This is a genomic window from Vibrio sp. QJM3NY_39 (genome assembly GCF_057785895.1).
This window is the reverse complement of the sequence record NZ_CM173506.1, coordinates 225,665-238,527: the sequence shown is the minus strand read 5'-3', so window position 1 is coordinate 238,527 and position 12,863 is coordinate 225,665. Positions and strand designations below refer to the sequence as shown.

The following is a 12,863-nucleotide window of genomic DNA, read 5'->3' as shown; positions in this document are numbered from 1 at the left end:
CCACATGACAGCATTCACAGGCAAACATAACAACTACCGTATCACTATCGAAGAAGTGAACATCAAAGAAGATCGTGAACTGCAAACTATGCAGTTTGAAATTGAAGACAGAGAGAACATGTTCGCGATTGTTGAGAAGATCAAACAAGACAGTGGCTTAGACGAGCAATCAGCAGCGCGACTAGGGGTGAGCATCCGCTTACTTGGCCCAATGATGATGCAAGATAGAAAGCACCCTCTGTTTGTTGATTTCATGCCTCACTTTAGAAACTTCATGCAAAACCTGAAGAAGACGTTAAAAGGGCAGTAAAGCCTAATCATCAGTAGTACGCTTAGAAAGCCAGTAATCAATTTACTGGCTTTTTTGTATCTAATACCAATCGTAGTAAATAACTGGTCAGCCTAGCTGGTTAAAACGCTCGATAACTGCGTTATAATTTTTGATTGTAGAATAACTACTTATCAAAAAATGATTCCTTATTCTCAAACCTTTTTCCGGCGCTATTTCTGAACACTTACTTACTGTGATTGGTATAAATCAAAATAGTTTCAGTTGTTTGCGTCTAGAATATGTGGAAATTGATGGCTGAATTTTCGGTGTTGGTTCGTTGTTGAATTGTCTATTCAAGCTTCAAGAAATCCGATATTATACGGGTCATAAAACCAAAGGTGGTATTATATTACAAATGTATTTGAGCAAGCAGCTGAAGAACTGCTGAGTCGCCGCGTCGCGGGAACTAAAGCATCAAGTTTGGACGAGCAGTACCGTCCGAATAACTTGGAAGATGCGCTAAAGATCCAATCATCAATGATCGATCTCAAGAGCGACAAGGTCGGCGGTTGGAAGTGTTTGCTTCCTTTGGCTGAAGACAAGTTCATTGTTGCGCCTATCTTTTCGGGTAGCGTTCAACAAGGCGAAGTTTGCGAACTGTTTGCTGACAACGACGTAGTACGTGTTGAGCCTGAAATTGCATTTACGCTTGTTAAGAGCCTGCCTGCAAGCAAAGAAGGTTACAGTGAAGAGCAAATCAACGATGCTATCGGTTCTTGCCACATGGCTCTTGAGTTGATGCAGTCACGTTTTGCTGATGACAGCGGTGCTGAGTTCTACGAAAAGCTTGCTGATGGCCTAGTAAACCAAGGTCTGTTCATTGGCCCTGAGATTGACCGCGAAAAAGCGTTCACTTCTGCTGAGATTAATATCGAAGTGACCCAAGGCGAACAAGTTCAAGCATTCGCAGGTAAGCACCCAAATACATTACCACCAAGCCCTATTTATTGGCTGATTAACTACATGACTCGTCGTGGCGTTGATTTCCAAGCGGGTGAAGCAATCATCACGGGTTCATACTGCGGTATCGTGGAGATGGACTTCGATAAACCAACAACCTTCCACTACGAAGGCATTGGTGAATACCAAGTGACGTTCAAGCAAAAACGCTAACTTAGCAAAAGCGTGAAGTAAGCGAAAAAGCTAGCTTCTGCGCATACGCTACCTGTTATCTAAAGGCTATTTACTGGTGAGTAAATAGCCTTTTCTATTATGTGATGTTCAATGGTGTGCTTATTACTTTGCATTAAATTGGGCGTTTAGACGTCTAGACGTTGACAAGCTCTAAGTGTGACATTAGTCTGCTCACCTTCCTGTTCTATTGCGTTGATGTTCCATGTCCAATTCAAAAAATTCTAATGCTGTAATTGCACCTTCTGCAGCTGCGCTTATCCCTCTGATCGTGTTCCTAGCGCTGTTTATTGGCGTAGGTACGTACTTGTCACTGCAAGGCGTCGATTTTGCTTTCTATCAGCTTCCAGCTCCGATTGCAGCTTTACCTGCGGTGATGCTAGCGTTGTTGCTAAGCAAAGATAAATTGAACCGTGCTATCGAACAGTTCTTAGGTGGAGTCGGTCACAAAGACATTATCGCAATGTGTATGATCTACCTATTGGCGGGTGCTTTTGCGGCTGTGGCTAAAGCGTCTGGTGGCGTTGACGCGACCGTAAACCTAGGGTTATCGGCGATTCCAACAAGCATGATCCTACCGGGTATCTTCCTAATTTCAGCTTTCATCGCGACAGCAATGGGCACCTCAATGGGTACTATCGCTGCGGTTGCCCCTGTGGCACTAGGCATTGCAGATTCAGCAGGCATGAGCATTCCACTGACGGCTGGTGTTGTTTTAAGTGGCGCGATGTTTGGTGACAACCTTTCTATCATCTCTGATACCACGATTGCCGCGACACGCTCGCAAGGCTGTGAGATGAGAGACAAGTTTAAAGAGAACATCCGCATTGCACTGCCTGCTGCTCTTATCGCGATTGTTATCTTTGCTTTCAACAGCACGGCAACTCAAGTGCCTGAAACGGGCCCAATCGAGTGGCTGAAAGTCCTTCCGTACATCACTATTTTGATTCTTGCTGTATCGGGTATGAATGTATTCGTTGTGCTGACGATTGGTATCTTGCTGGCGGGTGGCGTAAGCCTAGGTTCTGTTGAGAACTACGGTATGACGGATTACGCTCAAGACATCTACGCAGGCTTCGGCAACATGCAGGAGATTTTCTTATTGTCGATGCTGATTGGCGGTTTGAGTGAGCTCATGCGTCGTCAAGGTGGATTGGCGTTCCTGACTAGCTTAGTAAGTGGTGTGATTCGTGCGTTTGGCTCTTCACACTCTAAGCAAGCGAATGGCCGTGCGAGTGAGTTGGGTATTGCGGGCTTGGTATCTATGGTGAACCTATGTACTGCAAACAACACGGTAGCGATTATTGTGTCTGGTAGTGTGGCTCGCCAATTAGCTGAAGAAAATAACGTTTCTCCACGTCGCTCTGCCAGCTTATTGGATATCTTCTCTTGTGTGATTCAAGGCGTATTGCCTTACGGTGCACAGGTATTGCTATTAGGTTCGGTATTTAACTTATCGCCTTTGGATATAGTGGCTAATTCTTACTACTGTTTCGCGCTTGCAGTCGTTGCTGTGGTAGCTGTGTTTATCAAACATCCAGCACGTCAAGTGGCTAACGCTTAGTAGTAATTGACCAAACTCAGTCGTAACTGGCTTTGATAAGAAGGCTCCTTAATAGGAGCTTTTTTGTGCCTGAAAGAGTTGTTTGGAAGCTAGTGTTGATTTGAATAGAGACAAAACCGCCCATGTGGGCGGTTTTGAGTCTGACTAAAGTTGGCTTTCAAGTTCACTGGCCGTTGCGACATTGCCGTAACCAAAGCTCAGTGCAGCCATGAATGCGGCATGGACATGCGCTGCTGGAACCTGAACGCCATTGAACTCTATATCTAAGGTTGTGCAAGCATCATGCGCTACGTGGCATTCATAGCCAAAATCGGTTGCTGCACGAGTCACAGCATCAATACACATGTGGCTCATTGCGCCAGCGATGATCAGTTTTTCAACGCCTTGCTCTTTTAGCACTTTGTTCAGTTCTGTATCTCTAAAGCTATTGATTTGATGCTTTACGATGACAGGCTCACCTTCTAGCGGAGTCACGCTGCTGTGGATTTGAGCACCGTCTGATTCTGGCAAGAAGAACGGAGCATCATTCGTCGTAAACTCATGACGTACATGAACCACAGGAAGTTGCTTGTCTCTGAAAGCGGATAATAACTGTGCACCTTTTTCGGCTGCTTTCTCTGTTTCAGACAGCGCCCATTTTGCACCTTCGTATGAAGGGAAATAGTCATTTTGAAAGTCGATAAGTAGCAGGGCTGTGTTCTTCATAGTCTATACCTTTGTATTTAGTGTGTTGCGGTGTAGGGATATTATGAATACTCTGTAGTTTTTATCGCACGTCAAAAATGACAGACTCTATGGCAATAGTGACAAAATCAGTAATGGTCGAAATCATCGACTATCCGGGTTCTTTGCAAAGTGCCGTGTTTGGAGTGAAAGAGTTTCTGCAGATGGCAAATTCTCTTGAACCTTCGGCTGAGAAGACTCAATTCAACGTTCAGATCCAAGCGCATGACAGTGTTAGCGTGTCGAACGCCGATATCATCATACTCCCACCGAATTTAGATGGTTGTTACTATCTAGATCCGAGTGACGCCTTGCTTGAGTACCTGATTGAGTCTCACCAAAGGGGGGTGATCCTTTGCTCAGCTTGTGCAGGCGTGTTCATTTTGGCAAAAACAGGTTTGTTAGAAGGGCGAACCGTGACCACGCACTGGCAAGCGCAGCAGAAGTTTACGGAGCTTTACCCACAGATCGCAGTCGATATCGACAAAATCTTGATTGATGATGCGGATGTGATGACCGCTGGTGGTTTGATGTCGTGGATGGATCTCGCTTTGTTTATCCTGACCAAATACACGACACCGACCAACACTCGTAATCTAGGTAAATATTTGGTGCTTGATACGGGGTTGAGAGAGCAACGTTACTATCAGAGCTTTGTGCCGAACTATGCTCACGGCAATGAAAAAATTGTGTCGGTGCAGCGTTTTATTCAAAAGAACCATCACCTTTCGTTGTCTCTTGATCAATTGGCTGAAGAAGCGTTTATGACTCGAAGAACCTTTATTCGTCAATTTACCAAGGCGACCAGTTTTACGCCGATTAACTATATCCAACACGTACGTATTCAAAGTGCATGCGAGTTATTGGAAAGCTCTCATAAACCGGTTGAGCAGATCAGCTACCTAGTTGGTTATGAGGACGTAAATAGCTTCCGTAAGGTCTTTATGAAAATCATTGGCTTAACACCATCAAGATTTCGTTCTAGATTTCTCTCTGAGGAATGATTTACCATAGATTGATACTCAATACTTATCACTCGCATTGATTCAATGGTTTACTTACGGAATATGTGACGTGATATTGAAATCATCTTCCCCCGAACCTAAATGGAATTTTGATGCTCGCCATTCCCCTACCATTTATTGCAGCTCTGCTGTTATGCGTCACGGCTGTTTTACTTAGATATCGTTACCCACAGACAAGCCAAAAACCGTTTTGGTTTATTATGTTGTGTGCGTTGATGATTACTGTCGTTGGGCTACGTTGGACGTTTGATATTGCACTGTTCCGTTTCTTACAACCGGTTCTAGGGGCAAGTGTACCGGTGGCTGCATGGCTCTGCTTTGCGGGAGCTCATCGAAGTAAACCTATGTCTCTTTTGCATTGCTTAGGCCCAGTCGTTGTTCTGGTTGGCTCCTTTTCTTATTCGTATATTTGGGATGGAACGATTGATCTATTGTTGATCTCGCTATATCTCAGCTATGGCTGCTTGTTGTTGAAATCATCGTTTAACTTCCCAGAGCACGTCAGGCTGAGTGATGTATCGAATGTTTTGTATGCTGAGCGTACGGCAGGTATAGCCTTACTGTTTTCGGCTCTAGTGGATAGCATTATCTCGTATGATATTTTGCTGCTTAACGCACAACACACCGACTTAATTCTGTCTATTGGTTACCTAGTTCTTATTCCCGCAATTGTTGGGGCTGTGGTCGTTGTCAGTACCAGTACGTCTCCGACTCCGAAAAAAAATCAACAACAGAGCGAACTTTCAACGCTAAATAGCATACAAGACGAAGTTGAGGCATTGATACCAACGGTGAGCTTAGACGAAGACAAAGAAGTCACGCAGATCGTAGCTAAGTTTGATGCGTTAATGAAGGATCATCAGGTGTTCAAAGATCCTGACTTGTCCCTGAATCGAGTGGCGAGAAAGTTAGGTATCCCAGCTCGAAAAATATCGTCTGCGGTTAATCAAACTCACCACCAGAACATTTCAAAGGTGATTAACGCCTATCGAATTGAGCACGCTAAGACTCTCCTGATGCAAAGTGATGAAGCGATAACGGATATCTTCCTTAGTTCAGGCTTTCAGACCAAGTCCAATTTCAATCGCGAGTTTTCAAGGATAACTGGGCAAACTCCGAGTGAGTATCGAAGTTCGCCGCAAGTGTTAGATTGAGTGTGTTTGCTTTCCGTTTATCAATTCAGAAAGCTAACGATGTCGTTTAAGATCAATTGATGTAGCTGGTCGCGTGATGTACCAACGCCATCTTTACAAATAATGCCATCGCATGGCACTTCTTCTTCAAGCATCGGTACCGCCCCAGCTTTGCAACTTTGAATGAAGCTGAAATGGGTAGCGCTTTCGTAGACCTTATAGCGTCTTAAATTAAGAGGCATGTGCTCAGCAATGTAGCCAGATTCTAATGCCTGAGGTAGATCCCCAATATCAATCCCAGCCGCCAATATTAAGGTTGGCACTGTAACGTCATTTAAGCTGCCGACTGAGAAGCTACGAGCAAGCCCCAAATCAAGGCTGACAACGCGCTGAATTCTAGGGTCTGATAGGTCTTTTTCATTTGGTTCAGCTGGTTGGGCTTGTGATAGCCCTAATTCATCAGACAGCCCACAGGTACGCGGGTTAGGGTATATAAGACACTCGGCTTCAAAGGTCGCTCTATCTATTTTCGCTCCTGCCAATTGCATCACTGTCCAGCCTCCTAGCGAGTGTCCGATTGCAGTGATATTGTTGGCGTTAACAGCTTGCTTCCATTGAACTTCGCTTAACAGGTAATCGATGGTTCGAGTGATATCTCGCGGCCTCTCCCACCACTTGGCCGCTTGCTCTTGAGATTGGTCGAAAGAGGTGGTTCCCGGATGGTCAGTGGCCGCTACGATGTAGCCACGACTCGCAAGTTCGGTCGCCAACCAGTTTTGGTTTCGCCAGTTTCCTCGGTAGCCGTGTGATAGCAGTACAACTGGAAAAATGCCTGATTGAATCTCTCCATCTTTGATGACTTTCGTGCCGATGAAGGCTGGGTTATCGCCAATCAAGGTTGTGTCTAAGACATCTTGTGTGGGATACCAAATGGCAGTGTTTAGCGGGCGATTAGGGTCGTCAGTTAAGGTGACTTGAGTGAATCCGACATCGGAAGCGATGGATGAAGCGCAGAGGAAAAGTAGGGATGTGAACAGTAAATGTATCCATTTCATGGTTTAACTCCAATTGAGGTGATTGGAGCCAATATGCGCTAAAGCCAGTGAGCGCGAGACCTCAAACACGATCGAGGACGCCCTAAATCGTGTTTGAGTACAAACTTAGTTATTTTGGATGCGCCTAATTCAGCTTATTAGTCACGAACTCTTTGTTTCTGATCATTAGCCACATCAGGCCGCCTAACGTACCGACGGATAATTGAATAAAGCCTAGGTTTTCAATCAGTGAATCTGGGCGGATTGAAACCAACACCATGCCAAGCGAACCACAAATCATGCTGAAGAACTGTATCAGTGCGACGGCAGAGCCCGTGTCATGATCTTGTTGATTCAACATCAAGTTGGTACCCGGTACTCGCATGATGATCGCCATTAATGTCGCTGGTGCAGCAATGAACATGAAGAACCAAGGGGACAGGTCGCCAATGGTTAGAGTGAAGATTCCCGCAAGCGCTAATAAAGCAAAACATCCTGAGATGACCTTTTGAACCGGCATTCGGTAGGACAACTTCATGTAAATTGTTGGACCAAATGAGGCGCACAATGCATTGAATGCGAACGCGTAACTAAACTGTTGTTCGGTCAATCCAAAGTGATCGATGTAGATATAAGAACCCGCCGCAAGAAAGCCCATCAACGCCATCGGTATGATAGAGAAAATGACCAGCAGCTTGACGAACGAGCGGTTTTTCATGACCACGCCCATTCTTCCCCATGAGCGGAATATGGAACCTTGGTATTTGTTTTCGAGTGTTTCTTGGTAGCAGCAAGCTAATACTGACGCAAATGCACCAAAAATGGCGAGCGTGACAAACATCATTCGCCAAGAAGCAATTTTCAGTAAAAAGGCTCCAAACACAGGCGCAACCATTGGTGCGATGATCACCAGTGACATGATAGTCGCCATGATCTTTTCACGTTCTCGGCCGTCATAAAGATCTTTTACAATGGCAGTCGCGATAACGGTGATGGCACTGCCCACAAAGGCTTGGAATACACGAGCACCAATCAACTGTTCGATGCTATTGGTCATCGCGCACAATATGCTCGCGACCATATAGCCCGCTAATCCAATCAATAGGATCGGCTTACGACCAAATTTTTCGCTGAGCGGCCCCCAGAACAAAAGACCGATGGCGTAAGTAACGAAGTAGCTGCTCAGGGTTAGGTTGACCATGGATCGATCAGTATTAAACACCTCGACCATCTGCGGAAGCGCAGGTAAGTAAAGGTCGATAGTCAATGGAGGGAAAGCACTTATTATGACGAGAAAAAATAGCATACCGGTCTTTCCCAGTACTGGTTGTGGTCTCTTCAAGGTGGCTCTCCGTTGTCCAAGGTAGGTTTCTAATTGATGTGATATTGATATACAGAAGGCTAGGCACGTCAGACAAGAAGGATAGAGTCGTTCAAGAATATGGTGAAAGTATCGATGAGCTTATCTCTATGAGTTCGAATTTACGAAGTCGGTCTGCGCACTGAATTGTATTACAAAACATTATTACTTTTATAGCTAACGAGTTCAATCAGTTAGTAGCAGGGTGGCTTGTGATCGCCAACGACAAATTGTAATGATTATCGATTTGGCTTGTTATCTTTTCTTTGGGCGTTTTTCGACTAAACCGTTACGCTCTAAACCACGTCGAACGCTGCTGCAAAGCTTACCAAAGCGGCGCAGTTCCTCGAAGTTTGGGCCTTGGCCAATGGAAATACTGTGCTCCCAATACATTAACTCACTGTCGACCATCTCTAGTAGTTTCTTAGAGCAACCCGAGCAGTTTCCTTTTGGCCCACAGATAAACGTCTCCGATTCGTAAAGTGGGAGTTCGTTTTTAACTTCTTCAATTAAGCTTAGCATTGCCAAATTTAGATTAGGCTTTTTGGTTGCTAGTGGTTTCAAGCTTGGTGCTTGCGCAGTTATCAAAGAAGAAGTTTGTGTGTTGTGGTGCAAATTCAAAGCAGCTGATGACATATCAAAGGCCTCAAGGAGAGAAGAAGGTGGGCATGCTACTCTTCACAACAAAGTGAATCTTGATGTAGTGCAATAAGCGTGGAGATATACCCAAAAGAGGTAGGAGCCACAAGCGGTGTGACTCCTTTTTTAAAGCTCGGTACTAATGAGAGATTTTAGAATTCAGCGTCGAACTGGAACTCCATCCACTCTTTGGTGACTGGGTGGTGCAGTGCAAGTCTTTCTGCGTGTAGGTGCAGTCGGTCGGCTTTATTACCATATAGGCCATCACCCACGATAGGCATGTTAAGCCCTTCTTGGTGTGAACAGTGAACACGTAACTGGTGTGTACGGCCTGTTTTAGGGTGCAGGTAAACCTTAGTGGTTTGTTCGTTTCGCTCAATCACTTCCCATTTGGTTTCTGCAGGCTTGCCGTGTTCGAAGCAAACAATCTGACGAGGGCGGTCATACAAGTCACCACGCAATGGCAGTCGAATATAGCCTTCATCTTGGTCTAGCACACCTTCAATCATTGCGACATATCGCTTCTCAACTTCACGAGTAATGAACTGCTTCTGTAAGCTTTTGTTCGCACGTCGTGTTAAAGCAAATATCAGAATGCCAGAGGTCGCCATATCCAAACGGTGGATAACAAATGGCCCTTCAACATCTTGGTGCATTTCTTGAACGCGTGTGTAGGCCGAGTCTTTAATGTTTTTACCCGGTACGGATAGAAAACCTGCTGGTTTGTGTACTACAACGATGTGTTCATCTTGGAACAGGATATCGAGGTCTTTTCCTTCTGCTGGGTTCTCTAGTAATGGGTTTGGATCCACCTCTAGGCCTTTCATCATATGGCCTAAAATCGGTACACATTTACTTTGGCAGGACGCGTAGTATTTCTTATGCTTACGGATTTCCGATTTTGGGGAACGACCCCACCAAAATTCAGCCAGTGCCAATGGTGTGTAACCGTTTAAATACGCGTATTGCAAAAGCTTGGGTGCGGCACACTCGCCAGAACCTGCTGGTGGTATCTTGTTTGGCGTGTTTTCAAAGATCTGGTTAAGGTCTTCAACGTTTCCTTCTGCATTTTGGAAAGCGTATTGTGAAAACAACTTGTGTTGAAGCTGATGAGAGATGTGTGCTCTTTGCTCTTTTAGCTTAGCAAGTTGAGTGGTGAACACATCAACTTTAGCCTGCAACACTTGCAGAGTCTGTTCCCAGTTGAGTTTTAGGTACTTCTGCTGGTTCTTGTCGGCAACACTGGCTTTGTTTAGCTCATTGTTCAGTTGTTCGAAGGCTTGCTCATCAAGGTTTTCTTTACCTTGTTCACGTTGTTCTTTACGCGTTTTTCGGCCTTCAATAATCAATAGTCGTTGAGCTTCAATCTCCTGTTCAGCTTGCGCTTTCTGCTGCGCCAGTTGCTCGCATAATTCAAGGTATTTAGTATTTGCTTGTAGCGATTTAAACTCAGCGTTTACAGCCATCATGTCGGCTGTGTCTTGATGGAAAAAACTGTCGCTGCTGAGCATGTCGAAGACTGGCGGTACAAAGTGAGGCAGTAGGTTTTGGTCGGCGATTTTGCCGGAGAAGGCAGAGAAATAACCCAATTCACCTTCAGGGCTTTTCACCAGTAACACACCAAACATTTTGCCGCGACCAGCGTCAGAATCCAGTCCGAAGTCATGCTGCCAATCGGTTTGCGTTTCTAGATATTGTTGAAGCTGATGAGAGGCGATTTCACACAGTGGGTGCGGTTCGTAGTAGAACGGGAATGTGAAACGCTCTGGCAACGAATATGACTCGATCGGCTGTTGAAAGCGGGTGAAGCAATGCTCAGGTGTGTGGCCGTTATCTGAGTCGTGCGTTGAGTTTGATGAGTGCATAGTCGTCTTAATACTTATATCGTGGTGATAAATGGTTGTGAGTCTACTGTGTGAGAGTCTAAAAACTGATGCGCTAAAAACAAAAGTGAAGAAACACAGTACAAGGCGGCGATTCTACTCTTTATCGAAAAGCGCCTCAAATAAGAAATGGTTCTATTACTGGATAGCTAAGCGAGATGGTTAACATTGAACCCATGAGCTATGGCTTGAACTTCATTAATTGATGAGTAACTTCTCGTTTTTAATCATAGAAAACAATTTAACAAACGAAGGGTGGTAGCCTTGCCGCCCTCTTGTTCAACCTAAGGTAACGTTATGATTCCACTCAATACTTCGATTGTATCTGGTGTCGCTATTTCAGAGATCGACGGACAAATGAAAATGCTACTTATGAAGCGTGTGAAGGGCGAGTTTTGGTGCCATGTCGCAGGCTCGATTGAAGCAGGTGAAACAGGCTGGCAGGCTATCGTGCGCGAGTTTGAAGAAGAGACCCAAATTAAAGTGGAAGCCTTGTATAACGCGCAGTTTCTGGAGCAGTTTTACGAGGCTCACGTTAATGTGATTCAGCTCATCCCTGTGTTTGCGGTGCTATGCCCACCCAACCAAGCGATTGAACTGAATGACGAGCATACGGAGTACCGTTGGTGCAATTTAGAAGAGGCAAAAGCGTTAGCGCCATTCCCCAACCAACATGCCGTCTACGATCATATTTGGTCGTATTTTGTCGATAAGCCAGTCAATCCGCTTTACCGAGTGAAATTGAATTAGCTCGATTTAGTCAATGACTTTAGCGTTTGAATTCGAAAGCTAGTTCACTGTGACTAATCGTTAACTTTGGCCAATGAGTTAGCCAGTTTTTGGATTGGACTCGTTGGTCAAACACGTCTTTGCTGCGATTGGGGTTCGGAGTGATCTTCAAATCAAACAAGCTCTCTAAACCAAAAGACGAAATGCATTCGATGTCTCCATTGAGGCTTTGCTTTACGGCGACTGCGGTCTCTTTCTCTGGCCAATAACTCATCGCATCCAATGAGCTTTGATAAGGCTCATCCCCATTTCTGGTGTGCATGCAGGCTTGATTGCGAACTTGCCAATTCAGTTCAGGTAAGCATTGTTTAAGCTGAGCCTCGTATCTAAAATCCGATTCGTAAGAGGTATCAATGGGATCAAAGTAGATCACATCAATATCATTGAGTGGAGTCGGGGAGGCATAGCCATGTAGGTGATCCCAAACGAGGTTTCTCACAAAGCCTGCAGCAACATAACACTGCGGTAAATCCAACTGAGAGACACAGTCTAAAACCTGTATTCGTAAGGGATCCTGTTTGATCAACGTGACGATACTATTGGCAAGCGGATGTATCATTATGATGTCGGAACATCAGTGACTTGATAATGACGAGTCACGTTCTTGGAAAGATCACCCCATTCAGACGTTTTTACTCGCTGTTGGTGCGCTTCGAATGCTTCTCGGCTAGTGAATTCTTCATACACTTCAAAGCGATTAGGTTGAAGCGTGCTTTGACTGACTCGAAACACGATACAACCAGGTTCTTCCAGTGTCAGTTCTTTGTGTACAACCAAGGCTTGTGTGACGGCTTTTAGGTCGTTGTCTGGCACTAGAATATGCCCTTGCAAAATTACTTTACTCATAATTACGTCCATTTAATTTTATTCACTACGGCTTTCTTCTATAAAAAGCTCTATCCGTTACAAACATAATCCCATTTTGATGTTGTGACGTATAGGCTAATGTGGCGATTAATTGTTCACATTGAATATAGATCTAGTTACGCTGTAACTTTATGGGTAAGGCGAGTAATAAAAGATAAGATGCTGGAACTAAATCCGCGTTGGTCCGGTCTATTAAATTAGTATCATTGAACTGTATTGATACTGAAATGAATTTGTCATCTGAGAGAACTAACCTTAATTTTGAAGAGCGGCTCATAGGATTGAATTGAGCCATAGTTGATATCTAGGTCATACTTTGATGTAAATGGTACTCAAAACTCTATAAATTTTGTGATTTGTATCATTGATCTGGACATCAAACAC

Annotated in this window: 13 protein-coding genes; 6 read left to right on the top strand and 7 right to left on the bottom strand. The window is 44.6% G+C overall.

Going from position 1 to position 12,863, the window contains the following annotated elements; genetic code table 11:
- Positions 1–4: 4 nt before the first annotated feature.
- The 3 genes from AC3CHU_RS17105 (at position 5) to AC3CHU_RS17095 (ending at position 3,026) form a co-directional block, all read left to right on the top strand.
- A complete protein-coding gene (locus tag AC3CHU_RS17105) occupies positions 5–310 on the top strand; it encodes a DUF3861 domain-containing protein (RefSeq protein WP_017088697.1) in 306 nt (101 codons plus the stop codon).
- A gap of 369 nt (positions 311–679) precedes the next feature.
- On the top strand, positions 680–1,444 hold the full coding sequence (locus AC3CHU_RS17100; RefSeq protein WP_488526342.1) for a hydratase: 765 nt from the start codon (positions 680–682) through the stop codon (positions 1,442–1,444).
- 223 nt (positions 1,445–1,667) lie between these two features.
- Entirely contained in the window at positions 1,668–3,026 is a 1,359-nt protein-coding gene (locus AC3CHU_RS17095; protein WP_488526013.1) for a Na+/H+ antiporter NhaC family protein, read from the top strand.
- Between the two features lie 144 nt (positions 3,027–3,170).
- Here AC3CHU_RS17095 and AC3CHU_RS17090 read toward each other — a convergent pair whose 3' ends face one another.
- A complete protein-coding gene (locus tag AC3CHU_RS17090; protein WP_488526012.1) occupies positions 3,171–3,731 on the bottom strand; it encodes a cysteine hydrolase family protein in 561 nt (186 codons plus the stop codon).
- Between the two features lie 89 nt (positions 3,732–3,820).
- Between AC3CHU_RS17090 and AC3CHU_RS17085 the strand changes: the two genes are divergently transcribed.
- Positions 3,821–4,753 carry a GlxA family transcriptional regulator gene (locus tag AC3CHU_RS17085; protein ID WP_488526011.1) on the top strand — a complete coding sequence of 311 codons (933 nt, stop codon included), beginning with the start codon at positions 3,821–3,823 and terminating at the stop codon, positions 4,751–4,753.
- 110 nt (positions 4,754–4,863) lie between these two features.
- The gene (locus tag AC3CHU_RS17080; RefSeq protein ID WP_488526010.1) at positions 4,864–5,928 is read left to right on the top strand and encodes a helix-turn-helix domain-containing protein; all 1,065 of its coding nucleotides are present in this window, start codon (positions 4,864–4,866) and stop codon (positions 5,926–5,928) included.
- Positions 5,929–5,948: 20 nt separating this feature from the next.
- Here the strand turns inward: AC3CHU_RS17080 and AC3CHU_RS17075 are convergent, their stop codons facing one another.
- The 4 genes from AC3CHU_RS17075 to AC3CHU_RS17060 form a co-directional block, all read right to left on the bottom strand.
- Positions 5,949–6,962 (bottom strand): alpha/beta hydrolase family protein, encoded by a 1,014-nt coding sequence (locus AC3CHU_RS17075; RefSeq protein ID WP_488526009.1) that lies wholly within the window; start codon positions 6,960–6,962, stop codon positions 5,949–5,951.
- Between the two features lie 124 nt (positions 6,963–7,086).
- Positions 7,087–8,283, bottom strand: coding sequence for a multidrug effflux MFS transporter (locus AC3CHU_RS17070; RefSeq protein ID WP_481586237.1), 1,197 nt, complete (start codon positions 8,281–8,283; stop codon positions 7,087–7,089).
- Between the two features lie 273 nt (positions 8,284–8,556).
- Positions 8,557–8,937: a hypothetical protein gene (locus AC3CHU_RS17065; protein ID WP_004729929.1), complete on the bottom strand. Its 381-nt coding sequence runs from the start codon at positions 8,935–8,937 to the stop codon at positions 8,557–8,559.
- A gap of 155 nt (positions 8,938–9,092) precedes the next feature.
- Positions 9,093–10,805, bottom strand: a complete 1,713-nt coding sequence (locus AC3CHU_RS17060; protein ID WP_488526008.1) for an RluA family pseudouridine synthase — start codon at positions 10,803–10,805, stop codon at positions 9,093–9,095.
- A gap of 315 nt (positions 10,806–11,120) precedes the next feature.
- On the opposite strand from AC3CHU_RS17060, the gene AC3CHU_RS17055 reads away from it, so the two are divergent.
- The gene (locus tag AC3CHU_RS17055) at positions 11,121–11,573 is read left to right on the top strand and encodes an NUDIX hydrolase (protein WP_016769103.1); all 453 of its coding nucleotides are present in this window, start codon (positions 11,121–11,123) and stop codon (positions 11,571–11,573) included.
- 19 nt (positions 11,574–11,592) lie between these two features.
- On the opposite strand, the gene AC3CHU_RS17050 is transcribed toward AC3CHU_RS17055, so the two are convergent.
- Together AC3CHU_RS17050 and AC3CHU_RS17045 are read right to left on the bottom strand one after the other, a co-directional pair.
- Positions 11,593–12,171: a nucleotidyltransferase family protein gene (locus AC3CHU_RS17050; protein ID WP_488526007.1), complete on the bottom strand. Its 579-nt coding sequence runs from the start codon at positions 12,169–12,171 to the stop codon at positions 11,593–11,595.
- Positions 12,171–12,458 carry a putative quinol monooxygenase gene (locus AC3CHU_RS17045; protein WP_428783018.1) on the bottom strand — a complete coding sequence of 96 codons (288 nt, stop codon included), beginning with the start codon at positions 12,456–12,458 and terminating at the stop codon, positions 12,171–12,173. The genes AC3CHU_RS17050 and AC3CHU_RS17045 overlap by 1 nt, the downstream gene beginning before the upstream one ends.
- Between the last annotated feature and the right edge of the window lie 405 nt (positions 12,459–12,863).

What these genes read in the sequence shown, in the direction of transcription:
- AC3CHU_RS17095 (WP_488526013.1), top strand. Translation starts at nt 1,668, where the DNA reads ATGTCCAATTCAAAAAATTCTAATGCTGTAATTGCACCTTCTGCAGCT.
- AC3CHU_RS17075 (WP_488526009.1), bottom strand. Translation starts at nt 6,962, where the DNA reads ATGAAATGGATACATTTACTGTTCACATCCCTACTTTTCCTCTGCGCT.
- AC3CHU_RS17065 (WP_004729929.1), bottom strand. Translation starts at nt 8,937, where the DNA reads ATGTCATCAGCTGCTTTGAATTTGCACCACAACACACAAACTTCTTCT.
- AC3CHU_RS17050 (WP_488526007.1), bottom strand. Translation starts at nt 12,171, where the DNA reads ATGATACATCCGCTTGCCAATAGTATCGTCACGTTGATCAAACAGGAT.
- AC3CHU_RS17060 (WP_488526008.1), bottom strand. Translation starts at nt 10,805, where the DNA reads ATGCACTCATCAAACTCAACGCACGACTCAGATAACGGCCACACACCT.
- AC3CHU_RS17085 (WP_488526011.1), top strand. Translation starts at nt 3,821, where the DNA reads ATGGCAATAGTGACAAAATCAGTAATGGTCGAAATCATCGACTATCCG.
- AC3CHU_RS17105 (WP_017088697.1), top strand. Translation starts at nt 5, where the DNA reads ATGACAGCATTCACAGGCAAACATAACAACTACCGTATCACTATCGAA.
- AC3CHU_RS17045 (WP_428783018.1), bottom strand. Translation starts at nt 12,458, where the DNA reads ATGAGTAAAGTAATTTTGCAAGGGCATATTCTAGTGCCAGACAACGAC.
- AC3CHU_RS17090 (WP_488526012.1), bottom strand. Translation starts at nt 3,731, where the DNA reads ATGAAGAACACAGCCCTGCTACTTATCGACTTTCAAAATGACTATTTC.
- AC3CHU_RS17055 (WP_016769103.1), top strand. Translation starts at nt 11,121, where the DNA reads ATGATTCCACTCAATACTTCGATTGTATCTGGTGTCGCTATTTCAGAG.